The sequence below is a fragment of the Sulfuritalea hydrogenivorans sk43H genome (assembly GCF_000828635.1).
In the GTDB taxonomy this organism is placed as follows: domain Bacteria; phylum Pseudomonadota; class Gammaproteobacteria; order Burkholderiales; family Rhodocyclaceae; genus Sulfuritalea; species Sulfuritalea hydrogenivorans.
Genome location: NZ_AP012547.1, coordinates 1781486 through 1807958 on the forward strand (window position 1 = coordinate 1781486; position 26473 = coordinate 1807958).

At 62.7% G+C, this 26473-nt stretch carries 21 protein-coding genes; 10 read left to right on the plus strand and 11 right to left on the minus strand.

Going from position 1 to position 26473, the window contains the following annotated elements; genetic code table 11:
* Positions 1-2: 2 nt before the first annotated feature.
* A complete protein-coding gene (locus SUTH_RS08720) occupies positions 3-224 on the minus strand; it encodes a twin transmembrane helix small protein (protein ID WP_041098622.1) in 222 nt (73 codons plus the stop codon).
* 50 nt (positions 225-274) lie between these two features.
* Here SUTH_RS08720 and SUTH_RS08725 point away from each other — a divergent pair, with 50 nt between their 5' ends.
* Complete coding sequence (locus SUTH_RS08725; protein WP_052473460.1) at positions 275-1087, plus strand: SURF1 family protein; 813 nt, start codon at positions 275-277, stop codon at positions 1085-1087.
* On the opposite strand, the gene corA is transcribed toward SUTH_RS08725, so the two are convergent.
* The 3 genes from corA to SUTH_RS08740 all read right to left on the minus strand — a co-directional run bounded on the left by corA (position 1035) and on the right by SUTH_RS08740 (position 5587).
* Complete coding sequence (corA, locus tag SUTH_RS08730) at positions 1035-2006, minus strand: magnesium/cobalt transporter CorA (RefSeq protein ID WP_041098624.1); 972 nt, start codon at positions 2004-2006, stop codon at positions 1035-1037. The genes SUTH_RS08725 and corA overlap by 53 nt on opposite strands.
* Before the next feature lie 87 nt (positions 2007-2093).
* Positions 2094-4865 (minus strand): PAS domain S-box protein, encoded by a 2772-nt coding sequence (locus SUTH_RS08735; protein ID WP_052473461.1) that lies wholly within the window; start codon positions 4863-4865, stop codon positions 2094-2096.
* Between the two features lie 38 nt (positions 4866-4903).
* Positions 4904-5587, minus strand: a complete 684-nt coding sequence (locus SUTH_RS08740; RefSeq protein ID WP_041098626.1) for an SHOCT domain-containing protein — start codon at positions 5585-5587, stop codon at positions 4904-4906.
* Between the two features lie 309 nt (positions 5588-5896).
* Here SUTH_RS08740 and SUTH_RS08750 point away from each other — a divergent pair, with 309 nt between their 5' ends.
* Genes SUTH_RS08750 through SUTH_RS08760 form a run of 3 tightly spaced genes read left to right on the plus strand, consistent with a single transcriptional unit; the run spans position 5897 to position 9970 of the window.
* Positions 5897-7402, plus strand: a complete 1506-nt coding sequence (locus SUTH_RS08750; protein ID WP_052473462.1) for a DUF4118 domain-containing protein — start codon at positions 5897-5899, stop codon at positions 7400-7402.
* The gene (locus tag SUTH_RS08755; protein ID WP_041098630.1) at positions 7395-8093 is read left to right on the plus strand and encodes a response regulator; all 699 of its coding nucleotides are present in this window, start codon (positions 7395-7397) and stop codon (positions 8091-8093) included. The genes SUTH_RS08750 and SUTH_RS08755 overlap by 8 nt, the downstream gene beginning before the upstream one ends.
* Positions 8090-9970: a potassium transporter Kup gene (locus tag SUTH_RS08760; protein ID WP_041098632.1), complete on the plus strand. Its 1881-nt coding sequence runs from the start codon at positions 8090-8092 to the stop codon at positions 9968-9970. Before SUTH_RS08755 ends, SUTH_RS08760 begins: the two co-directional genes overlap by 4 nt.
* A gap of 557 nt (positions 9971-10527) precedes the next feature.
* Here the strand turns inward: SUTH_RS08760 and SUTH_RS18395 are convergent.
* The 3 genes from SUTH_RS18395 to SUTH_RS08775 form a co-directional block, all read right to left on the minus strand.
* Positions 10528-10950 carry a cupin domain-containing protein gene (locus SUTH_RS18395; protein ID WP_052473463.1) on the minus strand — a complete coding sequence of 141 codons (423 nt, stop codon included), beginning with the start codon at positions 10948-10950 and terminating at the stop codon, positions 10528-10530.
* Between the two features lie 81 nt (positions 10951-11031).
* A complete protein-coding gene (locus SUTH_RS08770; RefSeq protein WP_041098634.1) occupies positions 11032-11388 on the minus strand; it encodes a hypothetical protein in 357 nt (118 codons plus the stop codon).
* Between the two features lie 233 nt (positions 11389-11621).
* Entirely contained in the window at positions 11622-12023 is a 402-nt protein-coding gene (locus SUTH_RS08775) for a hypothetical protein (protein WP_041098635.1), read from the minus strand.
* Between the two features lie 279 nt (positions 12024-12302).
* Here SUTH_RS08775 and SUTH_RS08780 point away from each other — a divergent pair, with 279 nt between their 5' ends.
* The 4 genes from SUTH_RS08780 to SUTH_RS08795 all read left to right on the plus strand — a co-directional run bounded on the left by SUTH_RS08780 (position 12303) and on the right by SUTH_RS08795 (position 18962).
* On the plus strand, positions 12303-13958 hold the full coding sequence (locus SUTH_RS08780; RefSeq protein WP_041098636.1) for a cation:proton antiporter: 1656 nt from the start codon (positions 12303-12305) through the stop codon (positions 13956-13958).
* 100 nt (positions 13959-14058) lie between these two features.
* Complete coding sequence (locus tag SUTH_RS19785) at positions 14059-16638, plus strand: cation:proton antiporter domain-containing protein (RefSeq protein ID WP_231851140.1); 2580 nt, start codon at positions 14059-14061, stop codon at positions 16636-16638.
* A 114-nt stretch (positions 16639-16752) separates the two neighbouring features.
* Positions 16753-17097, plus strand: a complete 345-nt coding sequence (locus tag SUTH_RS08790; protein WP_197539700.1) for a YnfA family protein — start codon at positions 16753-16755, stop codon at positions 17095-17097.
* Between the two features lie 434 nt (positions 17098-17531).
* Positions 17532-18962, plus strand: coding sequence for an IS1182 family transposase (locus SUTH_RS08795; protein ID WP_041098638.1), 1431 nt, complete (start codon positions 17532-17534; stop codon positions 18960-18962).
* Positions 18963-19199: 237 nt separating this feature from the next.
* On the opposite strand, the gene amrS is transcribed toward SUTH_RS08795, so the two are convergent.
* From amrS to SUTH_RS08815, 4 genes are read right to left on the minus strand one after another with little or no spacing between them, the layout of a single operon-like run.
* Positions 19200-20294, minus strand: coding sequence for an AmmeMemoRadiSam system radical SAM enzyme (gene amrS, locus SUTH_RS08800; protein WP_041098640.1), 1095 nt, complete (start codon positions 20292-20294; stop codon positions 19200-19202).
* A complete protein-coding gene (gene amrB, locus SUTH_RS08805) occupies positions 20270-21673 on the minus strand; it encodes an AmmeMemoRadiSam system protein B (RefSeq protein ID WP_041098642.1) in 1404 nt (467 codons plus the stop codon). Before amrB ends, amrS begins: the two co-directional genes overlap by 25 nt.
* 29 nt (positions 21674-21702) lie before the next feature.
* Positions 21703-23934 (minus strand): MBL fold metallo-hydrolase, encoded by a 2232-nt coding sequence (locus tag SUTH_RS08810; protein WP_070099334.1) that lies wholly within the window; start codon positions 23932-23934, stop codon positions 21703-21705.
* 16 nt (positions 23935-23950) lie between these two features.
* Positions 23951-25204, minus strand: coding sequence for an MgtC/SapB family protein (locus SUTH_RS08815; protein WP_041098644.1), 1254 nt, complete (start codon positions 25202-25204; stop codon positions 23951-23953).
* A 53-nt stretch (positions 25205-25257) separates the two neighbouring features.
* Here SUTH_RS08815 and ispD point away from each other — a divergent pair, with 53 nt between their 5' ends.
* Positions 25258-25983, plus strand: coding sequence for a 2-C-methyl-D-erythritol 4-phosphate cytidylyltransferase (gene ispD / locus SUTH_RS08820; protein WP_041098645.1), 726 nt, complete (start codon positions 25258-25260; stop codon positions 25981-25983).
* Entirely contained in the window at positions 25980-26468 is a 489-nt protein-coding gene (gene ispF, locus SUTH_RS08825) for a 2-C-methyl-D-erythritol 2,4-cyclodiphosphate synthase (RefSeq protein ID WP_041098646.1), read from the plus strand. Before ispD ends, ispF begins: the two co-directional genes overlap by 4 nt.
* Positions 26469-26473 lie beyond the last annotated feature (5 nt).

Here is a 26473-nt window from a genome sequence, read left to right on the forward strand (position 1 = left end):
AGCTATGGAACCACGCCATGCGGAACCACGACACCGGCAAGCATGCCCAGTACCAGCAGGACGAACAGCGCGATCGACAGGCCGATGCGAAACGTCAGCGCCTTGACCGTTCGCTCCGAGTCGCCGCGATCTCTGACCAGCCGCCACAGGGCCACGCCCAGGCTGGCAACGATGGCCAGCAATGCCAGGACGATGATTGCCTTGACCAGCAGCAGCGTCTGCATGTCTGCTTCCCCTGTGCTTTCGACCCCTTCAGTATAGTTCTCCCGCCCGCATGCGCGCCCTGACGTTCGGCCATTGGGTCTTCACGCCGAACCCGCTGCCCGGACTTGCCGCCCTGGTGCTGGTGGTCCTCTTCGTCCGCCTCGGCTTCTGGCAGTTGCAGCGCAGCGACGAAGTCAGCGCGCAGCAATCGGCCATCCTGGCGCAGGCGCAATTGCCGGCGCTTGATATCAACCTGGCCGGCGCGGCCGCCGAGCCCTGGGGTGAGCAGCGCTGGCGGCCGGCGACGGTGCGCGGCCACTGGCTGGCGCAGCCGCAACTGCTGCTGGACAACCAGCCGGCGGACGGACGGGTCGGCTACTACGTATTCACGCTGCTGCGCCTGGACGGCTGCGACTGCGCGCAACTGGTCAATCGCGGCTGGATCGAGGCCGACCCGGATCGCACCATGCTCCCCGAACTGAAGTTCTCGCCCGGCACGCTGACGCTGCGCGGCACCCTGGCGCCGCTGCCGCCTGCCGGCGTCGGCGTGCGCGCGGATGTCGAGGCCTTGCCCGGCGGCTTGCTGCGCGTGCAGCGGCTCGAGCTGGCGGCGATTCCCCTGGAGCCGGGGGTCCGGCTGCTGCCGCTGATCCTGCAACTCGATCCGGCATCGGGCGACGGCTACCAGCGCAAGTGGCAGCGGCCCGACCTGCGCGCGCAGCGCCATGTCGCCTACGCCGTGCAATGGTTCATCTTCGCGCTGCTGGCCGCCGGGCTGTATTTCGGGCTGAATCTGAAACGGCGCCAGGGATTTTCCGATGGCGCGCCGGTCACAGCCAGCCCATGCGCCGGAAGCGCAGGAACAGCAATGAGCAAACGCTGACGATGACGCCGATGGCCATCGGGTAGCCGTATTCCCACTGCAATTCGGGCATGGCCTTGAAGTTCATGCCCCAGATGCCGGCAAAGGCGGTGGCCGCGGCGAATATCCCGGCCCAGGCGGCGAGCCGCTTGGCCACGTCGCTCTGCTCGATCGCAACCGAGGACAGGCTGACCTGAATTGCCGTGCCGATGGTGTCGCGCACGGTTTCGAGCTGGGCATTGATGCGCACCAGATGGTCGTACACATCGCGGAAATAGTCGCGGCTGTTCACGCATACCGGCGGCACGCGGCCGCTGGTGAGTTTGCCGACGGCTTCCATGAGCGGCGCCACGGCGTGCTTCAGCACCATCACGCGGCGCTTCAGGTCGTACAGGCGGCTGATGTTGGAGCGCGCCGTGCCCTTGTCGAAAATGTGGTCTTCGATGGCTTCCAGTTCGGATTCGATGGCGTCGATCAGCGGGAAATAGCGATCGACGACGGCATCCATGATGGCGTAGAGCACGAAGCCCGAGCCCTGCTTCAGCAGTTCGGGTTCGCGCTCGCAGCGCTCGCGCACGCCGAGCAGGGTCTGGCTGCTGCGGTTGCGCACCGAGAGGACGAAATTTCCGCCGACGAAGATGTCGACTTCGCCTACCGCTATCTCGGCGCCTTGCGGTTCGAGCGAATGCACCACGGCGAACAGGCTTTCGCCATAGCCGTATTCCTCGATCTTGGGCCGCTGGTGGCCGTTGTGCGCGTCCTCCACGGCCAGCGGATGCAGCGAAAATTCTTCGCGCATCTGTTCCAGTTCGTCGTGGGTGGCGTCGCGCAGGGCGACCCAGACGAAGCAGCCGGGTTTTTCCAGGTAGTCGCTGATCTGCTCGATGTCGAGATCAGCCAGCTTGCGGCCGTCCTGGTAGGCGACGCAGTTGATCAGCATGGCGGGCTCCTTTTCATGATCGTGGCGAGCATATCATTTGCCCCGACGTCTTCGCGCAGCACTCGGCGGCGCTCTGTCGGCGCTGACCTAGATGGAGCGAATGCCCTTGACCAGCGACGTCAACTCGGCAATCAGTGCATGGCCGTGACTGTCGATCTCGTCCGGTCCCGCGGACTGAACGATCATGGCGTGGAGCAGGCTGGCGGCTTCGGAAACCCATAGCGCGCCAACATTGCCGGCCGAACCTTTCAAGGTGTGAGCCAACTGCTTCAGCGCCGTGAGATCGTTCGACGCCATTCCTGCGGCGAGCAAGCCTGCATCCTCGGCGTGGCCGTCGACAAACAAGTTCAGCATCCGCAGGTATTTCGTGGTGCTACCGCGTACCAGCGCCAGTCCGCGTTCGATGTCGAGTCCCGGAATGTTCGCCAGGCGCTGCCGCAATGCCGCCTCATCCAGCGGTGCAGGTGGCGTGGGCACCGCTACCGCCGCCGGTGCCTGCCGGATATTTGCCTGGGGCGAGCCTGTCGGCAGCCAGGCCAGCAGCGCGGCATAGAGCAGGTCGGGATCCACCGGTTTGGCGACGAAGTCGTTCATGCCGGCCTCGAAGCAGGCCTTGCGATCTTCATCGAAAGCGTTGGCGGTCATGGCCAGAATCGGGGTGCCTGCCCGTTCGGGCAGCGCTCGAATCGCGCGGGTTGCAGCGAGTCCATCCATGTGCGGCATCTGCACGTCCATCAGGATCAGCTGGTAGTCGGCGGTGCGCGCCTTCGCCAACGCTTCCTCGCCGTCGACGGCGATATCGACGGTCAGGCCGGCCCCGTACAAAAGCTCCAGGGCAACTTCGCGGTTGATGGCATTGTCTTCGGCGAGGAGGATTCGTGCCCCGGTATGGCGTTCACGCAGCTCGGCCTCGATGTCGCCGGCTGACGTGTCCGTGGTGACCGGCATGATCCCGCTGCCGTGATGCAGGCGGGCGGTAAACCAGAAACGGCTGCCTTTGCCCGGCGTGCTGTCAGCGCCGACTTCGCCTCCCATCATTTCGGCCAGATGCCGGGTGATGGCCAGCCCCAGACCGGTACCGCCGTATTTGCGCGTGGTCGAGGCATCGGCCTGCTCGAAGGCGGCAAACAGGTTGGGCATTTGTTCCGGGTTGAGGCCGATGCCCGTATCCGCCACCTCGAAGCGCACCAGTACATCCTTGCCGTTGTCCTCCAGAAGCCGTGCGCGCAGGCTGATGCTGCCGTGGTCGGTGAATTTGAGTGCGTTGCTGGTGTAGTTGAACAGTGCCTGGCGCAACCGGGTCGGGTCGCCGCGCAACCAGACCGGAACGTCGTCGGGATCGATTTCGATCTTCAGTCCCTTGGCGCTGGCCTGATCCGAGATCAGCGAGCGGACATGGTCGAGGACCGCATTCAGCGAAAAATTGGTGTATTCCAGTTGCAACTTCCCGGCCTCGATCTTCGAGATGTCGAGGATGTCGTTGATGACGGACAGCAGGTGGTTGCCCGCCGCCTCGATCTTGGTCAGCCGCTCGGCCTGTTCGGGTGTCGGTTCGGCGCGGCGCAACAGATGGGCAAGGCCGATGATGGCGTTCATCGGGGTGCGGATTTCGTGGCTCATGTTGGCCAGGAAGCTGCTCTTGGCGACGTTGGCCGCTTCGGCGGCATCCTTGGCCACGCTTAGCGAGTGGTTGGCGATTTCCAGATCCGCGGTGCGCAGGCGAACCCGTTCTTCCAGGTCGGCGTTGAGCCTTCTGACTTCCTCGACGGCCCTTCTGTGTTCAGTGATGTCCCTGGCGATCTTGGAAGCGCCGACGATCCTGCCATGATCATTCAAAATCGGAGAAATGGTGGCGGATACGTCGATCACCCGGCCATCCTTGCACAGGCGCTGTGTTTCATAGTGTTCGATTCGTTCGCCGCGCGAAATGCGCGCCATGAGCTCCGGCTCCTCGCTTTGGCGATCCGCCGGTATCAGTATCTGCATCGACTTGCCGATGGCTTCTTCGGCCCGGTAGCCGAACAGCCGTTCGGCCGCGGGGTTCCAGCTCCTGATGATTCCGTCCAGCGTCTTGCTGATGATCGCATCGTCGGTGGAATCGATGATTTCCTTGGATTCGCGCAATTCCCTCTCACGCCGCTGGGCGAACGTCGATGACACGCCGATGCCGCCAAGGCCAAGCAGCCAGATGACTCCATGGGTCAGTTGCAGGTTGCGGCGGGCAGCTTCTATGCGCGCATAGTAGGAGGCGAGCGGCAGGTTGAGCCCGGTGGCGCCGCGCATGTCACCCAGCTTGTAGCCGAGGATGGCGTGGCATTTCTCGCAACCGGGTTCCATGAACATGGCACGCAGATAACGCAGGTGCGGTTGGCCGTCGATGTTGGCGACTTCCCAGATTTCCTTCTTCTCGCCACGAGTGAAGGCTTCCAGTTGCTGCTTCTCCCAGGCATCCGGCGCATTTCCGGGATTGAGGTATTTGAGCCCCGTGATGCGTCCCCGCACGCCATAGTCGTTGGCATAACGGTTCATCATCTGGCTGACCACGGTCGCCGGATTCAGAAGCGTCAAGCGGCGGCCATCGGTCGTCGTGACGTCGCGGCCGGGGACATGGCTCAGCCATGGAATCGATTGTTGCGTCTCGGTAATCGGCACATATACGCCGCCGTGATCCGTGGCCCAGCGCCGCAGCGTGATGTCCTTGTTGAGGTTCGCCCTGGCCTCGGCATAGGCCGTATCCATGGCCTCCTGCTCCTCGTTGAGCATCGTCCAGCGCAGCGACCCGCCCACGACCAGCGTCCAGATCGCAACGGCGAGCCAGGTGAGCGAGGAAATCAGCCGGAATTTCGAGTAGTTGAGCATGGGAACATGAATGCTCCAGAGGGCCGCACCGGCTCCGCTTACAGGCCTTCGAGAATCTTCTTCTGCTTTTCCTGGTAGACCTCGTTGCTGATCAGTCCCTGGTCGAAGAGTTTCTTCAGTTCCTCAAGCTGGGCCTTGATCGGAGTAGGCGCCGCGGCCGGTTTGCCGTTTCCCGCGGCGGGAGTGGCAGCAGTCTGCGCAACCGGCACCGCCGCGGGCTGGGGAGCGGCTTCGGGCGCGGCCGGCGGCTTGGGCGGAAGCACTTCGGCGGGGGCCGCTGCCGGCAGTCTTGCGCTGAACAGCGTCGCTTTCAATACGCCGCCGGTGTCCATGATTTCGCCATTGGCGACTTTTGGCGGGCGCCCGAACAGATGATCGGCATCCATCTTGTCGATGCTGTCGAAAATCTCGAAGCGATATTCGCCGCCCTTTTCGCTGGTGAATGAAAACAGCATCTGGCCGGGCGAGTAGGCGGTGTCGATCTTGATCAGCGTGCGGCCCGGCTCGATCAGAACCTCGCCGCTTTCCCCCTTGCCGAGTTCCGCCAGCCGGCGCCCATTCACCTCGACACGGGCCTTCATCACGGCGAGCTTGCCGCTGCTGCGTTCAAACTGCAGCTTGGCCTTCAGCGCGGTTTGGGCGGGCGGGGCGTCCGCGGCATGGGACGAGATGGAAAAGGCCAGGGCGGCGAGCAGCGCGAATTTGTTCAACGAAGCAAACATGTTGTCTCTCCAAAGAGAAAATCCGATTGGGTTCTTGCAATTGTCTTCATTCTATCGAATGAACAGGCGGGGCGATGGAAAGTCGGCGCTGGCGATACGGCGATTCAGCACCTGTTTCAGTACGGATTGTGCCCCGCGCAGGGCGAACCGGACGAAACAACCGGGGGTTCAGTCAGTCGCCGATCTGCTCGATATCGGGATCGGCGAGCTTGCGGCCATCATGCTGAGCTCCCGTTTTGCTTGGTGGTCAGCATGGTGATTCGGGCGATTTTTACCCCCTTTTTACATCCCGGCGCGTAGCATGATTTCATGAACGAAGCGGCACCCTCACGCGGTATCGGCGATTACATCCGGGCGGCACTGGCCTGCGTGGCAACAACTTTGCTGACTTTGCCATTGGCGGGAGTGGTCGATGCCGCCAATATCGTCATGATCTTTCTCCTGGCCGTGGTGATGGTGGCGGTATGGCTGGGCAGCGGCCCGGCGATCCTGGCGGCCTTCGGCGGCGTCGCCTTGTTCGATTTCTTTTTCGTCGAGCCGCGGTTTTCCATGGCGGTGGCCGACGCCCAATACCTGATCACGTTTGCCGTGATGCTGGTCGTGGCGCTGGTGATTGGCCAGTTGGCCGCCCGCCTGCGCGAAAAGGCCCTGCTGGCGACGCGGCGCGAGGATGAAATGCGCGCGCTGTACGACATGGCGAAATTGCTTTCCGGTGCCATCACAGTAGAGCAGGTGGCGGACATCGTGCGGGACTTTCTCGCCTCGCGGCTGGAAATCGAGGCGGTACTCTATCTGCCGCGCGGTGATGACGCTCTGGTCGCGATGCCGGCGCGGCAGGGTGGCGACCGGCACCAGGCCCATGTGAGTGCGGTCTATGAGCAGGGACAGCCCATGCACCTCGCGGCGGAAGAAAGCGGCTATGCCCCGGCACTGGCGTTGCCGCTGGTCTCGTCGGTGCAGACGCGAGGCGTGCTGCTGGTTTACTCCGACCATGCCGAGCGCTTCTCCGCCACCGAGCGGCGCCCGCTGCTCGACGCCGTGGCATCACTGGCGGCGATCGCCGTCGAGCGCCTGCATTACGTAGAAGTGGTTCAGGAAGTCACGCTGGGCATGGAATCGGAACGACTCCGTACCGCGCTGCTTTCCACCGTGTCGCATGACCTGCGTACCCCGCTGACAGTGCTGGTGGGGCTGGCCGATGCGCTGACGCTGGCCAGGCCGTCGCTGCCTGCGCCGGCGCTGGAATCCGCGGTGGCGATCCGCGATCAGGCGCTCCGCTTGTCGGGACTGGTGCACAACCTGCTGGACATGGCCCGCCTGCATACCGGCAAGATCGTGCTGAACCGGGAATGGCAACCGCTGGAGGAAGTGGTCGGCAGCAGTCTCAAGGCGATGGCGGGCGTGCTGGCGGGGCGTGAGGTGCGCGTCGAACTGGCGCCGGACTTGCCGCCGTTGGAATTCGACGCCGTGCTGCTGGAGCGGGTGTTCTGCAACTTGCTGGAAAACGCGGCGAAATACGCGCCACAGGGAACGATTCTCATCACCGCGCACGTTGCGGGTGAACTGGTCGAGATCGCCGTGGTCGACGCCGGACCGGGCTTGCCACCGGACGGCGAGGACAGCGTGTTCGACCTGTTCGAGCGCGGACGCCACTCGGGAGCCGGCGGCGGCCTTGGCCTGGCGATCTGCCGGACCATCGTCGAGGTGCATGGCGGTCGCATCCGGGCGGAGCGGAGGGTGGAGGGCGGAACCCGGATTGTTTTCACGCTGCCGCTCGGCACGCCGCCGGTGCTGGAGGAGGAAGCCGGTGAATGACGATCGCCCGCTGATCCTGGTGGTCGAGGACGAGCCGCAGATCAGGCGCTTCGTCCGCGCCGCGCTGGAGGACGAGGGCCGCGTGGTCGAAGCCGGTTCGGCAGCCGAGGCGTTGGAGGCTTTCAGCGGCAAGGGGCCTGCGCTGGCGGTCATCGACCTCGGCCTGCCGGACCGCGATGGCGTCGAATTGATCCGCGATTTGCGCACGTGGACGATGCTGCCACTGCTGGTGCTGTCGGCCCGCTCGGCCGAGGCCGAGAAGGTGGCGGCGCTCGACGCCGGCGCCGACGATTACCTGACCAAGCCCTTCGGCGTCGAGGAAATGCGGGCACGGGTGCGCGCCCTGCTGCGAAGGCAGAAAGTCGGCGCTGGCGATACGGTGATCGAATTCGGGAATATCCGCGTAGACCGCGCCCACCGCACGGTCACCCGTGATGGCGCTGCGATCCACCTGACGCCCATCGAGTACCGCCTGCTCGGCGTGCTATTGACCAATGCGGGCCGCGTCCTGACACACCGCCAGTTGCTGAAGGACGTGTGGGGGCCGGGCCATGCCGAGCGTGGCCACTACCTGCGCATCTACGTCGGCCATCTGCGCCAGAAGCTCGAAGCCGATCCGGCACGACCGCGATACCTGCTGACCGAAACCGGGGTCGGCTACCGTTTTCAACTTCAGGATTCAATCTCATGAGCCACGAAACAGACAAGGACAGCACCGCCGTCCTCGCCCTCGCCGCCCTCGGCGTCGTCTATGGCGACATCGGCACCAGCCCGCTCTATGCGCTCAAGGAGGTCTTCGGCAACGCCCACCACCCGGTGCCGATCACGGCGGCGAACGTGCTGGGCATTCTTTCGCTGGTGTTCTGGTCGCTGATCGTCGTCGTCTCCTTCAAGTACGTAACGCTGATCCTGCGCGCCGACAACAAGGGCGAGGGCGGCATCATGGCGCTGATGGCGCGGGTGCTGGCCGACGAGGGGCTCTCCGGCCGCACGCGGCAGGCGGTGATCCTGCTCGGGCTGTTCGGCGCGGCGCTGTTCTACGGCGACGGGCTGATCACGCCGGCCATCTCGGTACTCTCGGCGGTGGAGGGGCTGGAGGTGGCGACGCCGATGTTCGCGCACTACGTCGTGCCGATCACCCTGGGCATTCTGTTGGGCCTGTTCTGGATCCAGAGTCATGGCACCGGCAAGGTCGGCGTTGCCTTCGGGCCGATCACCTGCGTCTGGTTTGCGGCGCTGGCGGTCATGGGCCTGATGCAGATCGTGCAGCATCCCGGCATCCTCGCTGCGCTGCTGCCCCAGCACGCGCTGGCCTTCGTCGCTGCCGATCCGGCTCTGGGTTTCCTCGCCATGGGCAGTGTCTTCCTCGCCCTGACCGGGGCCGAGGCGCTGTATGCGGACATGGGCCACTTCGGCCGGCGGCCGATTCGCCTGGCCTGGTTCGGCCTGGTGCTGCCGGCGCTGCTGCTCAACTACTTCGGCCAGGGCGCCTTGCTGCTGGCCGATCCGGCGACCATCAAAAATCCTTTCTACCTCATGGCGCCCGACTGGTTCCTGCTGCCGCTGGTGGGCCTGGCCACGGCGGCCACGGTGATCGCCTCGCAGGCGGTAATCACCGGCGTGTATTCGATCACGCAGCAGGCGATCCAGCTCGGCTATGCGCCGCGCATGGAGCTGCGCCACACCTCCGGCAGCCAGATGGGGCAGATCTACATGCCCGGCGTGAACTGGCTGATGCTGCTGGGAGTGATCGCGCTGGTGCTCGCCTTCAAGTCATCCACCAACCTGGCGGCGGCCTACGGCATCGCGGTGACCGGCACCATGATCATCACCACGCTGTTCGCCTACCTTGTGGCGCGCCGCCAGTGGGGCTGGCGGCGGCGGCTGGCGATTCCGGTGTTCGGCGGGCTGCTGGCGCTCGACGTGGTCTTTCTCGCCGCCAATTCGACCAAGATTCTCGAAGGCGGCTGGTTCCCGCTGGTCTTCGGCGGCGCCGTGTATCTGGTGCTGACCACATGGAAGGCGGGGCGCAAGCTGCTGCAGCAGAAACTCGATACGCAGGCCCTTCTTCTCAGGGACTTCATTGTCGGCATCGAGACGCCGGACACCATCACCGTGCCCGGCACCGCGGTATTCATGACGCCCTATCCGGACCATGTGCCGCATGCGCTGCTGCACAACCTGAAGCACAACAAGGTATTGCACCAGCAGATCGCACTGGTGACCGTGACGATCGAGTCCGTGCCCCGCGTACCGGAGGCGCAACGGGTTGTTGTCGAGCGATTGAACCATCGCTTCTATCGCGTCGGCATTCACTTCGGCTTCATGGACATACCCGACGTGCCGGCGGCGCTGGAGTGGTGCGCCGAGCAGGGGCTGAGCTTCGATCCGATGACGACTTCCTATTTCCTCGGTCGCGAAACGGTGATGCCCCGCGTCGGGTCCGAGATGCCCTACTGGCGCGAAGCCCTGTTCGCCACGCTGTACCGCAATGCGCGCACCGCGGCGGATTTCTTCGGCTTGCCGCCGAATCAGGTGGTCGAGCTGGGGACGCGGGTCGCGCTGTAGGACGGCGCAAGGGACGTTTGCCGCCGTCCCGCCACCGCCGACTGTTGGCTAAAGGGCGGTAGCCAGGTCTGACGTCGTTTCGGAGACAATAGTCGATGCGATCAGATCGGCCGATTTGATGTCATCGACGGTCAGCTACGTGCCCAAAACGGCCATAGCGGTTTCCTGATAGCGGCCAGTCAGCCAACCCCAGGTTCTGCCAACTTGGATGCTCCGAAGCGGCCTTTGGCGACCTCAACCTACCGGCCATCAGCGGCCAGTGGGGTTCTCAATCGCTACGTCGGCAACAGACTGATTGCGGTCTTCTGATGTTGTCATGGCCAGCGGCCGGTTCACTCCGATTTCTGCCGTTCAGCCCCGATCTGGTTGGGTGACTCTTGAGTGCCCGGATGCGCCGCCAGACCATCGCTGAAACCAAGGTCAGCACTCCGCGACGGAGCTGCTCTTGGTTTCAACCGGAATGGAAAAGGCGATGCCAGGGGAAGCTCCCTGCACACCGCCCTCTTGCTTCTGCCCCCTCAGCGGTTTTCTAATGGAATACGGTCAGACAGCAATCACTACTTCTCTACCACTGTTCTCGGTTTCCCCTTGTCGACGATGAGCGTGTTGACCAACCGAGCCGGCGTATTCCCGACGTTCTTGAAATAGTGAACCGGACCCCTCGGGTTGTGCCAGGCCTGCCCTGCGTCGAAACGCTTACTCTCTTTCCCTTCAACAAACAGTTCGACCGTACCCTCAAGCACTGCACCATAGCAATCGCCTGGGTGCGTGTGGCGCGGCGATGATGCCCCGGGTTCCATCGATACATTGATGAATGCCGCCTCTTTGTCCTCAACCCCGGTGATCGGACTCACCTGCATGGGCTTCGACACAAAACCTGGCGCGGTCACCTGCGCGAAGGAAACGGTTGAGAACATTGAAACGGCCAAAATGAGCGACGAGCGCGCAATTCCAAAACCCACAGACTTGAAGCTGTTCATTTCGATCTCCTTTTTTGCAATTGAAACACAGAATAAACGTACGCCCCCCAATGACGAATATCTTGATTCATGTCAAACGATTCAGTCAAAAATGGAGGCATTCACGAAAGTCTTCTGCGCGGGGATGGGCGGGCGACAGGAAGGGCGTAGATGCCTCTCCTTCACAGGCCGGTCCTCTGGCCGGGTCCTGCCTGCCAACTGGATCAGATGCAACCCGATGGAACGGCAGGTCGACTCAGTAAATCGTCGCTCGAATCTCATGCCCACGGCATCGCCAGTGACGGCACCCGCTGCATAGCTGACGGTCATCCAGGCAATCTTGATGGCGGCAACGGGCACGGATGCGACTGTCACCTTCCAGGATTCAACGCCGGAAAGCGGCCAGTGGGATTTCGCTTCCTGGAAGCGGCCGGTCGTCACTGAGTGCTCGGTGCCCATTGCTGTCTGTGGCGCAGACAGAGGTTAAACGGCAGCTATTCGGCTAGATCAGTCACCAGATACGACCACTCGCGGACAGCTAGTTGACCATTTCTGCCAATCAGTCCAATTGAACGGAGTGATCAGTGTCAATCAGGAATCTGCCAAGAAGTGGGAGTTCAGTTCTAAATGCACCGTTGATCAAATTTGACATCCAACAATCGATGACGAATCGCCGCTAAATGCCACGATGCTTATTTCTTGAAACAGTTGTCTGCGAACGGACGAAATGTGCAATTCCATTGAAAGCCATAGTTCGTTGAATAAACGAGAATAGCGTGCTTCGATAGCTCCCTCTCAGGCACCCCTTTCTGCGATGCGTACTCGTGTTCCCAAAGGAAATTAGCATTGCAGTGCGAACTGGTACAGATAGACCGCAAGGCTGCCCATACCCTCTCCTCAACGCTGGCTTTTGATTGTCTGTCCAGCACCACAACCTTGGAAGCACCAATCTGCCCGACATAGTTCCATCCGTCCTTGGACTGGGCATAAGTATGGCCGGAACACGCAATGGTTACCGCCAGTCCTAAGATGATCATGCGAAACGTATCAACAAGAAACGTCGCTCGCTCGACCATATCTTTTGTGTTGTTCATTGATTACGCTACCCTGCAGTAAGACACCATTTTCAATAGCCGAACTTCGTTTTCAGCGACCATGACTATAAGTTATCATCGCCACGGGTGTCTGGACCTTTTTTGCTAGAGTTTGGACAGGTATTTGTGTCGGTCGGGCCGCCGCACGAGGATTGACACGTGACAGGCCCACTTCAAAGATTTTCCTCTCGACGATCACCTTGCCAATTGGGTTTCGTCCTCCTATCCAACTGCCCCGAACTTCATCACTCACGCGCATTTCAAGGAAAGGACTGAGCGATGCACGGGGTTTTCTCGGAATTCGCGCTGTTGTTGCTGATGTCGGCTACGGCGGGAGCGTTTTTCCTGTGGCTGCGCCAACCGGTGCTGATCGCCTACATCGTCATCGGCATCGTCGCCGGGCCGGCGGTACTGGGCGTCGTCACGGCCCACGACCAGATCGACCTGCTTGCTCAAGTTGGCGTTGCGGTGCTGCTCTTCGTCGTCGGCCTCAAGCTCGACTTGCAGCACATCCGCCACATCGGTCCCGTCGCACTGGCTACCGGCCTGGGGCAACTGGCCTTCACCATCGTCATTGGCTTTCTCATCATCCTGGCCATGGGCAAGGGCTGGATGGAGGCGCTTTACGTCGCCGTCGCTCTAACCTTTTCCAGCACCATCATCATCGTCAAGCTGCTTTCGGACAAACGCGAGATCGATTCCCTGCACGGGCGTATTGCCGTCGGCTTCCTGATCGTCCAGGATCTGGCCGTCGTGATTGCCATGATGGTGATGAGCGCTCTACGTGGTGGTGGCGACGAGGCATCTCTGCTGGCATTGGCGGGCTCGCTTTCCTTACGGCTGGGCGTCGCCGCCGTCGGCATGTATCTGCTCATGCGATACGTGATGCCCAGGGTCGTCGATCGCATGGCCCAATCGCAGGAACTGCTGCTGATCTTCGCCATCGCATGGGGTACCGGGTTGGCCACACTAGGCGAATGGGCAGGCTTCTCAAAGGAAGCGGGCGCCTTCCTCGCCGGCTTCTCGCTGGCCTCAACGCATTATCGGGATGCGATCAATGCCCGGTTGACCGGCATCCGCGACTTCCTGCTGCTGTTCTTCTTCATCGACCTCGGCGCCAAGCTCGACTTCTCCACCCTCGGCGGAGAGGTCGGGCCGGCCGTGGCGCTGTCGCTCTTCGTTCTGATCGGCAACCCGCTGATCGTCATGGCCATCATGGGCTATATGGGCTATCGCAAGCGCACCGGCTTTCTGTGCGGCCTGACGGTAGCCCAGATCAGCGAGTTTTCGATCATCTTCGTTGCTATGGGCATTTCGCTCGGCCATGTGGATAACGGCGCACTGGGGCTGACTACGCTGGTCGGGCTGATAACGATTGCGTTATCGACCTATTTGATCCTCTACTCGCACCCGCTTTACGAAAAGCTAGCGCCCTGGCTGGGCGTCTTTGAGCGCAAGCGTCCCTACCGCGAATTGGCGGTGGCGAAGGAGCGTCACGATCTACGCGAGGCCGACGTCATCGTCTTCGGCCTCGGGCGTTACGGCAGCCGGCTGGCGCTTGGCCTGAAAGAGGCGGAACTCAAGGTGCTCGGTGTCGAATTCGATCCGGAGGTTGCGCGCAGCATGCGGCGACAGGGTCTGCCGGTACGCTACGGTGATGGCATCGCCAGCGAATTCCTCGAAAGCCTCCCGCTCAAGGACACGCGCTGGGTGGTCAGCACCCTGCCGGACCTGGCCTCGAACCGGGATCTGCTGCGCGGTCTACGGGAACTGCATTTCACCGGCGAAGTGGCGGTAGTCGCCCGCGAGGAGTTCGACGGTACTCCATTGAAGGCGCTAGGCACCCCGACCATCCTGTATCCGATGCGCAACGCCGTCGATTACGCGGTCGACGCCCTGACTGCGATCATCAGGAACAAGGAGACGCCGTCATGAGGCACACCTACAACGAAGTACCTACACCAACAATTACGACGAGCACATAAGCCTCATGGATCATCTGGTTCAAATTATCCTACTGTTGGCTGTGAGCGTGATGGTGATGGTCACCTTCCAGCGGCTGCATATTCCCTCCAGCCTCGGCTATCTCCTGGTCGGCCTGATCCTTGGACCCCACACCGTCGGACCGACCGTGCATGTCGCGGAATTCAAGGTACTGGCCGAGTTCGGCGTGGTCTTCCTGCTGTTCTCGATCGGACTCAACTACTCGCTGCCGCAACTGCATGCGATGCGCCACCAGATCCTCGGCCTCGGTACCGCGCAGGTGGCATTGACCACTGCTGCCGTGGGCACATTGCTATGGCTGGCTGGCCTGAGTCCTGCGGTGGCCTTCGTCATCGGCGCCGTCTTCGCGCAATCATCTTCCACCATCATCGGCCGGCAACTGGCCGAACAGGGCGAGGACGCGACCCCGCACGGTCGGCTCGGCCTGGCCATTTCTGTATTCCAGGATGTCACGGCCGTGCCGTTCCTGATCCTGATTCCCGTGCTGGGCGCCGCAACGGGCATGAACGCCCTCGCCGGAGAACTCGGTTGGGCCATGGCAAAAGCCGTGCTGGCGTTCACCCTTGTGTTCTATGCCGCGCGCTGGGCCTTGCGCCCGCTCTTCCACCTGGTTGCCGAACGACGTTCCTCCGAACTATTCACCCTCACGGTGTTGCTCGTGGTGCTGGCGGCCGCCTGGACGACCAATAGCCTGGGCTTGTCGCTGGCGTTTGGCGCTTTTCTGGCGGGCATGATGCTCGGCGAAACCGAGTTCCGTCATCAGGTGGAGTCCAGCATCCGTCCATTCCGCGATGTGCTGCTCGGCTTGTTCTTCGTCGGCATCGGCATGCTGATCGACCCAAGTACGCTGCCGCGCATCTGGCACTGGGCGCTGTTGGGCGCATTGCTGCTGCTATCGAGCAAGATCGTGGTCGTTGCGCTTATCGTGGGCCGCAGCGGGATGGACGCGCTCGAAGCCTGGCGAACCGCTCTGCTGCTGGCGGTGGGGGGCGAGTTTGGCTTTGCGCTGCTTGCCATCGCGCTCGAATCCAGCGTGATCGATCCGGAGGTTGGCCAGATCGTGTTGACCGCCGTCCTGTTCTCGATGGTCGCGGGAGTCCTGTTGATCCGTTACAACCAGGCGATCGCCAGCCGCCTGACCAAGCCAGTCGCCAGTGCTCCCCCGCTGGCAGACCAGCTTTCGGGGCTGCCAGCGCCTAAGGTGCTGATCGGCGGCTACGGCCGAGTCGGCCATACCATCGCGGTACTGCTGAAATCCAGCGGCGTCGATTTCGTGGCCTTCGACACCGATCCGAAGCGGGTGCAGCAAGGGCAGGCCGAGGGCCATGCCGTGCTCTACGGCGACATTGCCGATGCTGAACTGCTGACAGCGGCCCGGGCGGAGCGTGCCAGTCTGGCCATCATCACCGTCGACAGCCATGTCGTGGCACTACGGACTGTTGCCGCGTTAAGTCAGCATTTCCCGCAGGTGCCGGTAATCGCCCGCGCGCGCGATCTCGAAGCCAGTTCGGCCCTCATCGAAGCCGGGGCAATCCATGCCTATCCCGAGGCGATTGAATCCAGCCTGCGCCTGGGGGCGACCGCCTTGCGGATGTTGCAGATTCCCACCGTCGATATCGACCAAATGCTGCAAGACATACGCGACTGGGACTACCAACCCGTGATTGACCCCCCCCGTGAAGGAGAATGCCAAATGACAAGCGCCCAAACGATTCTCGTCGCCACCGATCTTTCCGCGCCGGCCCGCCATTCCGTCGAGCGTGCCTTCTACCTGGCCGCCAGCATTGAAAGCGAACTCTGCATCCTGCACGTAATGGAGCTGGATTCTCTTGAAAGCTTGCGCGAAGCGTTGGGGGACGACGTGTTTGAGGTGAAGACGGCCTTGAACAGCGATGCCCGCATGCGCCTCGACCTGTTGACCGGCGATGCGGCGATTAATCGTGGCGTCGCGGCACGAACGAGGGTCGCCGAGGGGAACCCGCTTGCCACCATCGCTGCCGAGGCCGACGCGCTGGATGCACATCTGGTGGTCCTCGGAGCCCGCGGCGAGTCCTTCTTGCGCCACGCTTTGCTGGGATCGACGGCGGCCCGCCTGCTGCGCAAGTCGTGGCGGCGGCCGGTGCTGGTGGTAAAGCAAGCGCCGCATGAAGCCTATCGCCGCGTTCTGGTCGCCGTGGATTTTTCGCCGGTGTCGCTTCATGCGATCCGTTTGGCAAGACATTGGTCGCCCAATGCCGATTTGGTCTTGTTGCATGCTTTCGAACTGCCCTACGAGGGCAAGCTGACATTCGCCGGCATCGACGAGCAGGTGATCCGCCGCCTTGTCATGACCGAAAGCGAGCATCGCCGCAAGCGGTTGCGGGATCTGGCGACTGCCGCCGGACTTGCGCCGATCGACTATTCGGGCCGTGTCATCCATGGCGTCCCAGCGCAGCAGATCGCTGCCATGGAGCAGGAATACGACTGCGACCTGATCGTCGTTGGCAAGCACGGCTCGCACATCGCCGAGGAACTGCTGCTCGGCAGCGTGACCAAGCATGTGCTGACAGAATCGCAATGCGATGTGCTGGTAATCTGCGACCCGCGCGATGCACCTGACGAGTCGCCATGACCGATTTGGCGCCCATTCTTTGGCGCCGTTCTGCTGATGGCGGCCGGCGGCGAGGCTCTACATAACGGCCAGGAGTTGTCATCGCCGCATGTGCAACAATGGGGTTTCATCACGATGGAGCGACCGTTGGAACTCCTACGTCTAAGCCTTTTATTTGCCATAACGGCACTGGCTGAAATTGTCGGCTGTTATCTCCCTTGGCTCGTTCTTCGGCAAGACAGGCCGCTGTACTTGTTAATACCTGCTGCAGCGTCATTGGCCCTTTTTGCTTGGCTTCTTACGCTACATCCCACCGCAGCAGGGCGAACTTACGCAGCCTATGGTGGTATGTATATCGCTGTCGCGCTGCTCTGGCTGAAATTCGTAGATGGCGTTTCATTGACCCGATGGGATGCCCTGGGTGCGACGATTGCGCTCATTGGCATGGCCGTTATCGCACTACAACCGTCAACTACCTGACAGGCAGCTTCGGGCACAGCGGTCAGGTAGCAGTTACCGATAAGCAGCCGCGCAGATCTGTGGCTTCCGTTTTCCGCTGCAAGGCTTCGGGCGACGGCAATGGGAACGGCTGTTGCCTCTCAACTGACTCGCCCTTAATGACCGTTCAGGCAGAGTTGTCTGAATTGCCATTCCGGCAGGTTCCAAGGTACAGCAGTCGTTCGGATGGCCGCTATCCGGAATCATCGAGTGGCGGCAGTTGGCCGGATCGAGGCAAGGATCATCTCAACTTCACCGCCGAAAACCGGACGTTCAGGTGGGCCAGAGCACGCATCGACTATTCAAATTGGAAGGCCACATCGAGTGGCCGGATATGGCCCAGACTGTGTAAAAACGGGAACTTATTGATTTCCGCTCGATCTATGCATTAGACATTATTGATCGGGAGCGGCGGGATGAAGCGATTCATACAGGGAGAAGACAGGACGCAAAGCACCTTGCTGCCCGAACTCCTCGACGAGTACATTGCTGAAGCCAATCCAGTGCGGGTGGTTGATGTGTATGTTGATGAACTCGATCTGGGCAAGCTCGGATTCGAAGGGGGCGATCCGGCAGCCACCGGTCGGCCGGCCTACCACCCTGCCGTGCTCCTGAAGCTGTACATCTACGGTTACCTCAACCGCATTCAGTCCAGCCGCCGCCTTGAACGCGAAGCCCAACGCAACGTCGAACTCATGTGGCTGACCGGTCGCCTGACACCTGACTTTAAGACCATTGCCAATTTCCGCAAAGACAACGGCAAGGCGATCCGCGGTGTCTGCAAACAGTTTGTCGTGCTGTGCCAGCAATTGGGCCTGTTCTCGGAAGCCGTGGTCGCCATCGACGGCAGCAAGTTCAAGGCCGTCAATAACCGTGACCGGAATTTCACCAGTGCCAAGCTGCAACGACGGATGGAAGAAATTGAGTCGAGTATCAACCGCTACCTGGTCGAACTCGACAGCGCCGATCGGCAGGAACCGGCTGTGGCGCAGCTCAAGACAGAACGGCTGCACGACAAGATCGCGGCGCTCAAAGATCAGATGAAGGCGCTCAAGGAGATCGAAGTCCAACTCAATGAAACACCTGACAAGCAGATATCCCTGACCGACCCCGATGCGCGTTCCATGAAGACGCGCGGCACCGGCATCGTGGGCTACAACGTACAAACGGCGGTGGATGCCAAGAACCATCTGATTGTGGCCCACGAGGTCACCAACGACGGAATCGACCGGAACCAACTGTCTTCGATGGCCGTGCAGGCACGGACGGCGATCGGAACCGAAACTCTTACGGCCATTGCTGATCGAGGGTATTTCAAGGGCGAGGAAATTCTGGCCTGTCACGAAGCTGGGATTACGGCGATTGTTCCGAAGACCATGACCTCGTCTGCCAAAGCGGGCGGGCGGTTCGACAAGGCAGACTTCATCTACGATGCCGCCACCAATGAGTTTCAGTGCCCGGCCGGGGAGCGTTTGATCTGGCGCTTCTCAGCTATCGAGAATGGGATGAAGATCAGTCGTTACTGGAGTTCGCATTGCCCGAGGTGTGCCATCAAAGAGAAATGCACGCCCAGCGACTACCGCCGTGTCAGTCGATGGGAACACCAGGCGGTGCTCGATGACATGCAGACGCGCCTTGATCGAGCCGCCGACAGCATGCGGATCCGACGCCAAACCGTTGAGCATCCGTTCGGCACCATCAAGTCATGGATGGGGAGCGCGCATTTCCTGACCAAGACCCTGAAGCGAGTTAGTACGGAAATGAGCCTGCACGTCCTCGCCTATAACCTCAAGCGAGTGATGAAGATTCTTGGCCCTGAGGTTCTAATGGCGCAGATGCGGGGCTAAAGCCCCTTATGTCGTCGTCAATACGACTGCACAGCCCAGAGGGGCTCCGGAAGAACCGCAACTCAAAGGACAACAAACGTGGTCGCCTTGACGCTCCTATGGCAGTCGGAAGTGGCCTACGAACCGAATACTTGCATCGCCCCATAACTTCTCGCGTTTTTACACAGTCTGGGCCGGTTGCAGTCGGTGCTTCGGCGTTGCCGGGCATATGAAAGTCGGCGCTGGCGATACGGCGATTCAGGCGGCGTGCAGCCTGACCGGAATCCGCTGCGGACCGAAGGGCTTGCCGAACTCGCCGAAGCGGCCGGCGATGGCGGTGCCGCAGTGTTTGCAATGGCCCGTGGCATCCAGTTCGTAGCCGAGGATGCGATACCAGTCGCGTTCGATCACCGGCTTGCCGCAGCCGGGGCAGTAAGTGGCGTCGCCGGCCTTGTCGTGCACGTTGCCGGTATAGACATAGCGCAGGCCGGTGTCCATGGCGATGTGGCGGGCGCGGGTCAGCGTCGCCGGTGGCGTGGCGGGGATGTCGTCCATTTTCCAGTCGGGGTGGAAGGCACTGAAGTGCAGCGGTACGTCGGGCCCGAGTTCCTTCGCCACCCAGGCCGACAGCGCCTTGAGTTCGTCATCGCCATCGTTCTTGCCGGGAATCAGCAACGTGGTCAGTTCAAGCCAGCAATCGGTTTCGTGGTGGATCATCGCGAGGATGTCGAGCACGGGCTGCAGATGCCCGCCGCAGAGATTGACGTAGAAGTCGTCGGTGAAGCCCTTGAGGTCGACGTTGGCGGCATCCATCTTCGCGTAGAACTCGCGCGCCGGTCCGAGGTGCATGTAGCCGGCGGTGACGGCGACGGTCTTGACGCCCAGCGCATGACAGGCATCGGCGGTGTCCATTGCGTACTCGGCGAAGATCACCGGGTCGTTGTAGGTGAAGGCGACGCTCTTGGCGCCTTCCTTCTTTGCGGCGCGGGCGATGGCTTGCGGCGTGGCGTCGTCCATCAGGCGATCCATGTCGCGCGATTTCGAGATGTCCCAGTTCTGGCAGAATTTGCAGGCCAGGTTGCAGCCGGCGGTGCCGAAGGACAGGATGCTGGAGCCGGGATAAAAGTTGTTGAGCGGCTTCTTTTCGACGGGATCGATGCAGAAGCCCGAACTGCGGCCGTAGGTGGTGAGCAGCATTTCGCCGCCCTGCATGGCACGGACGAAGCAGGCCGCGCGCTGGCCTTCGTGCAGCTTGCAGTTGCGCGGGCAGAGGTCGCACTGGATGCGGCCGTCATCGAGCTTGTGCCACCAGCGGGCGGGCACACCGCTTATGGGGTCGGCGCTTCTTTCCATTTTTGCACCTCGTAGCGTTGCAGTTCCACTTCGGAAGACCACCAGTCGACCGGCAGGCCGGCCTTCTGCTTGAGGTGGGCCATGAACAGGCGCGGCTCGGGCAGTTGTTCCCAGACTTGCGGCAGGAAGGTGCCGCGGCGGAATTGGCCACCCGGGCCTGCCGTCAGGATGACGCCGTCGACATGGGGCCGCAACTGGCGCAGGGCATCGGCTTCGCTGCTGAAACTCATTGATTGCGGCGCCGAGAGCAGCGAGACCTCGACGCGGATGCGCGAAAACTCGGCGACCGTCAGCGGCGGAAAGCGTGGATCGCTGAAGGCGGCGGCGACGGCGTTGGCGCGTACATCCTGATCGAGCGAGCGATGCGCTTCTAGCGAGCCGATGCAGCCGCGCAGATCGCCATTCTGCGTCAGCGTGACGAAGGTAGCGCCGGGGCTGGCCAGCGCGGGATGGTCGGGCTCGGCCTGCGTTGGCTGCTGGAGCCGGGCGGCGATGGCGTTGCGCGCGCGCACCAGCAGGGCCGGGCCGAGCGTATCGGCTTCGGCCTCGGGCTCATAGAGGGCGAACGAGGCATAACCGACCACGCGCCCCTTGTCGCCGGCGGTGTCACCCGAGTTGCATTGCGCGACGCGCTCGATCCGCAGCCCGCGCCGTTGCGCCACCGCGAGCAGGCCGTTGATCGGCAGCGCACCGCAGGCCTGGTCGAAGCTGGTGAGCTGGTCGAGGGCGAGGATGTGCGACACCGTGGCGTTGTCGATGGATTGCGCTTCGCGGTAGCTGTGGAAATGCGACAGGTCGGAACTGATCACGATCAGGGTTTCCGGCCCGCCCCAGAGGCGGTCGAGCACTTCGGCGACTTCGGCGGCGCTGGCATCGCCCACGGCCAGCGGCACCAGTTCGAAGGCACCCAGCACGGTCTGCAGGAAGGGCAGTTGTACTTCGAGCGAATGTTCCTGGGCGTGGGCGGCATCGCTGGCGACGACCTGCGGCAGATCGGCCAGCGCATCGAGCGCGGCGCGGTCGAGCGGGATGCTGCCCAGCGGCGTGGCGAAGGCTTTGGCGGTTGGCGCCGCGAGGCCGCGCACGGATACCCTGTGGCAGGGCCCGAGCAGCACTACGCGGCAGATGCGTCCCGCCAGCGGTGCCAGCAGGGCATAGGCATGGCCCGCGGTGCCGCCGGAATAGACATAGCCGGCATGCGGCACGATGAGGGCCTTGAGAAGAGTCGGCGCTGCTCCGCCTTGCGTGCCTGGACTTCCGCTTCGCGGGACGGCAACGGCGGCGAGGCAGGTCAGCAATTCATCGCGCAGGCTGGCCGGATCGCCGGGGTAGAACATGCCGGCAACGGCCGGCGGACGGATGGCGGTGGCTGGGTTCATGACAATACCCTTTCGGTTTTGTCGATCTTCTAGCGAACGGTTCCCCGATAGCGAGGAGCGGCGTAGGCATGGGCATTGCGGAAGGCTTCGAAGAGCTTCCATCGTACGACCGGAATCCTCGATACGAGTTTCAGCGGCACGGAAAAGATTTCGCAATCATCGAGGGCGACGAGGCTGTCTGCGACGGGTGTGGCGGCACGCTGGTCCCCCGCATCCTCAAAGAGCAGGTCGGAACCCCAGCATTCGCCCTTGCCGAGCACTTGGGCAGCTTCCTCGCCGCCTCGGGCCAGCCGCCCCTTGCCGATCAGATGCAGGAGCTGTTCTTCCCCGACGAAGGTTTCACCCGCCTTGAGTTCGGTGATCCTGCAGTTCTTTGCCAGGGTAAACAGCGTGGTGCTGGTGACGGCGTCGCTGAACAGGAAGGTATGCCGCAGCCGCTCTTCGACTTCACGCACGTCAAGCAGTTCGATGCTGGAAAAGAAGCGCTCGATGAAGCTGCGGTAAAGGTCGGCTGGCAGGCGCAAGGCCTGCACGAAGCCGACGGAGCGGTAGGTCTCGTTGCTGGGGCGGTCGTGAAGGGCGGCCGACTCGGCCAGCAGCGAACCGCTGAACAGCAGATGGGAATTGCCGGGCTCCTGCATCAGCATTTCGACCTTGCCCGCCAGCAGGAGGTAGATTTCCTGCGGGACTATGCCCGCCGGCGTGATGATGGTTTCCGGATTGAAGGTGACGATCCGGTTGTTGAGCAGCATGTGCAGCCGCTCCATCGGCACCATCGGAAAGTAGCTCCTGAGGAATTCGCTGGCATCGCGCAGCAGGAAGTTCTGCTGCCCCGGAATCATCACGTCGAGCGTGCCGAAGGGCGCGCCCGAGCCGATGCGCCGCTCGGCATCGGTCAGGTCGCGGGAGGTATGCGCGAGCAGCAGCCGGGTGGAGCCGTCGGCGGCGAAATCGGCGGCGTTGCCGTGGATCATGCCGCCGCCGATGTCGATCTTCTTCAGATCCACGGCCCGCAGATAGGACGCCTTGACCGCCTGGGCGAGTTCGGGGCTTACCCCCGGCTTCGATGCATCGGTGGTGGTCATCGCGTCGAGCACGTCGAACGAGGCGATGTCGGCGAGATGGCTGTAGGTCCGATAACCGCCTTCCCACAGCACGCGGAAATCGAAAATGGTGGTTTCCACCGGATGAGGCGAAAGGATCGGTCGCACTTCCAGTCCCATGATGTCGTTCCACTCGCCTTGCTTCAGGTCGTGGATGTCGAAGTAGCGGGCGAACTCGCTTTCCGGGATGGACAGCAGGGCGCAGAGTTTCCGTGTCACCGAGGCGCGCACCAGCGGCGTGGCGAAATACTGCAACGGCTGGTCGCACTGGAGCAGCGTGGTCAGGCCGGCGAAATGGTCGTCGTGGCAATGGGTGTGGAATATCCCGGCCACTTCCTTCTTGCCGATGCCCAGCGCGTCGAGGCTGTAGTGGATGTTCGGCCCGGCGTCGATCAGGTATACGCGCCCCTGGTGGATGAGGACGCTGCCCATGGCCGGGCGGTTGTAGTCCCAGCCATCGCCGTCACCGGCGTGCACCACGGCGAAATAGTGGCGGTCGATGGCGACATGGCTCAGCGGATACGGGCACGGATAGGTTTCGTCGCGTTTCAGGTTCAGGTCGACCTCGACGGAATCCTCGCCATGGCTGATCCTGAACACATTGTGCGCAATGCGTTCGATGCCGACGCCGTCGCCGATATCGATGGCGTCGGCGCCCAGCGGCAGGCATTCGACGAAGGCATCGGGCTGGGCAATCTGGCCGAAGGCGAACTTGAGCTTGATGCGCATGAGCTCTTTCGCCGCGTCCTCGTCGATCCCGGCCTTGATCATTTCCTCGACCGAGACCAGTCCGTAGTTGCCGCGATGGATGTAGCGGAGCTGTGCAGCCAACTGCTCCGGCGTGCCGATCAGCCTGGGTTTCCTGCCGGTATTGTTGGGGTGATTCGGCAGCAGCATGCCCTGCCGGTAGAGCATCTGCAGGATGGGAAACTCGGCCAGGTTGCACAGGTGGCCGTTCTGGATCATCGAATCCGACAGCAGGATAGCATTCGGTCCGGTTTCGAAAGTCACGCCGCCGTCTTCGGTGGTCTGGATGATGCCTCGCCGGAACAGGTGCTTGACGGCGTCGGCGGGGGCGCCGCACAGCAGCGACAGACCGGCCGCGGGGATCTCGACATAGGAGATTCCGCTAGCAACGACCAGTTTTCGGATCAGCAAGATGATTTCCTTTCGATCAGACCAGCAGCAGTCCGCCGGCCAGGCCAGCCGCGATGGCGCAGAGTCCCGGCAGTGTAAGGCGGGCCAGCGCCGTACCGCCGATGACGACCACCAGCCCGGTCTTGAAGGCGAGGTTGGAGATGGTTGCAAGGGTTATCGCGGTGATCGCTTCGGCGGCGGTCAGCTTTTCCAGGCTGAACATGCGCAGCGAGGACAGCGTGATCGCATCGACGTCGGTGAGCCCGGAGGCCAGCGCCAGCAGGTACAGCCCGCGGTTGCCGGCAACATCCTGGAGCCAGGCGGAAAGCACCAGAACCAGCGCGTAGAGGGCGCCGAAGGTCACCGCCGTGCGGATTTCCGTCGGGTTGGTGACGTTCGGCATGGGTAGCGCATCGCCGCCTTCGAGCTGGCGCCAGCCCCAGAGCGTGGCCGCGATGCCCAGCACGATGCCGCCGCCGAGCACGCCGAGCAGCGATCCGGCAAGGTTGGGAGCGACGGCGAAGGAGAGCACGCCCAGGCGCACCATGACGACGATGTTGGCGAGCAGGATCACCACCATGGCGGTGCGGGCGAGACCGGCATTGGCCCGCGCATGGCGGGCGAAGATCATGGTGGTCGCGGTGGAGGAGGCAAAGCCGCCGAACAGGCCGATCAGCGCCGCGCCGTGCTGCGCGCCGGTCATGCGCAGCGCCGCATAGCCGGCCAGCGATACGCCCGAGATCAGCACCACCATCCACCAGATGTTGTGCGGATTCAGCGCCTGGTAGGGGCCGAAACTCCTGTCGGGCAGGATCGGCAGGATTACCAGCGCCAGGATGCCGAACTGGAGGATCGACAGCAGGTCGACATGCGTCAGGCTTTTTGAAATGCCGTGCAGTTCGGCCTTGAAGTACAGCAGCACGGTGGTGGCAATGGCGAGCATGACCGCGGTCGAGGCATAGCCGAACCAGACCACGGCGCCCAGCGCGAAGCAGACCATCAGCGCAACCACCGAGGTGGTTCCCGGATCGCCGGTATCGAGCGGGTCGGACACATGCGCGGCGATCATCATGGCGGCGATGGCAAGCATGCCGGCGGCAAGTATCCAGCCGTTGTCGGTGATCTGCGCCAGCAGCGCGCTGAGGCAGCCCAGCAGCCCGACCAGGGCGAAGGTACGCAAGCCGGCCTTGAGGTCAACCTGGCGCTCGCGCTCAAGACCGATCAACAGGCCGATGCCGATACTGGTGGCAAAGGCCTGCAAGGTTTCGTAGCCGGCATCCGAAGCGAACATTCGCTGGTTCTCGCGATTTACGGTTGGGTAGGGCGATTGTATAGAATTGCGCCATGATTCCCACGCAAACCGGCTCCTGTCACGCACTGGTTCCCGCCGCCGGCTCGGGGTCCCGCATGGGAACGCCGGCCGACCGGCCGATGCCCAAGCAATATTTGCAGCTCGCCGGCCGACCATTGATCTGGCATGCGCTGGCGACCTTGTGCGCCACTCCGGCGATTGCCAACGTATTCGTCGTGCTGGCGCCGGACGATGCGCTCTGGCCGGCCGCACAGATGGCCGCGCTCGGTCCGAAGCTGCGTGTCCTGCGCTGCGGCGGCGAGACCCGCGCGCAAAGCGTTGCCAACGGCTTGCGGGAAATGGCCGGCGAACTCGGCGACATCGGCCACGACTGGATCCTGGTGCATGACGCGGCACGACCCTGTTTGACGATCGCGCTGGTCGAAAAGTTGATCGCCGAAGTCGGCGAGGACGATGCCGGCGGGCTGCTGGCGGTGCCCGTCGCCGATACCCTGAAGCGTGCCTACGACGGCGGCCGGGTGCTGGAGACGGTGGCGCGGGAAGGCCTCTGGCAGGCGCAGACGCCGCAGATGTTCCGTCACCGCCTGCTGCTCGATGCGCTCGATTTCGCGCCGGCGGTGACCGACGAAGCCAGCGCCATCGAGGCGCTGGGGTTGTCGCCGCGACTGGTGGCGGCCGATGTGAGCAATCTCAAGGTGACGTATCCGCTGGATTTGAAACTGGCGGAGTGGATACTCGAAAACAGGGACAAGCCATGAACATTCCATTCCGCATCGGTCAGGGTTATGACGTGCACGCGCTGACGCCGGGCCGCAAGCTGATCTTGGGCGGCGTCGAGATTCCCCATCATCAGGGCCTGCTCGGGCATTCCGATGCCGACGTGCTGCTGCATGCGATTACCGATGCGATCCTCGGCGCGGCGGCGCTGGGCGACATCGGCCGCATGTTCCCCGACAGCGACGCGCAATGGGAAGGGGCGGACAGTCGGCGCCTGCTGCGCGGCGCGGTGGCGGCGGTGAATGCCGCCGGCTGGCGGGTGGGCAACATCGACGCCACCGTCATTGCCCAGGCGCCGAAAATCGCGCCCCATGTCGAGGCGATGTGCGCCAATATCGCCGCCGATCTCGGCATTGCCGCCACGGCGGTCAACATCAAGGGCAAGACCACCGAACGCCTGGGCTTCACCGGGCGGGGCGAAGGCATCGCGGCCCAGGCCGTCGCCTTGCTGGTACGCAAGGAGTAATCCGG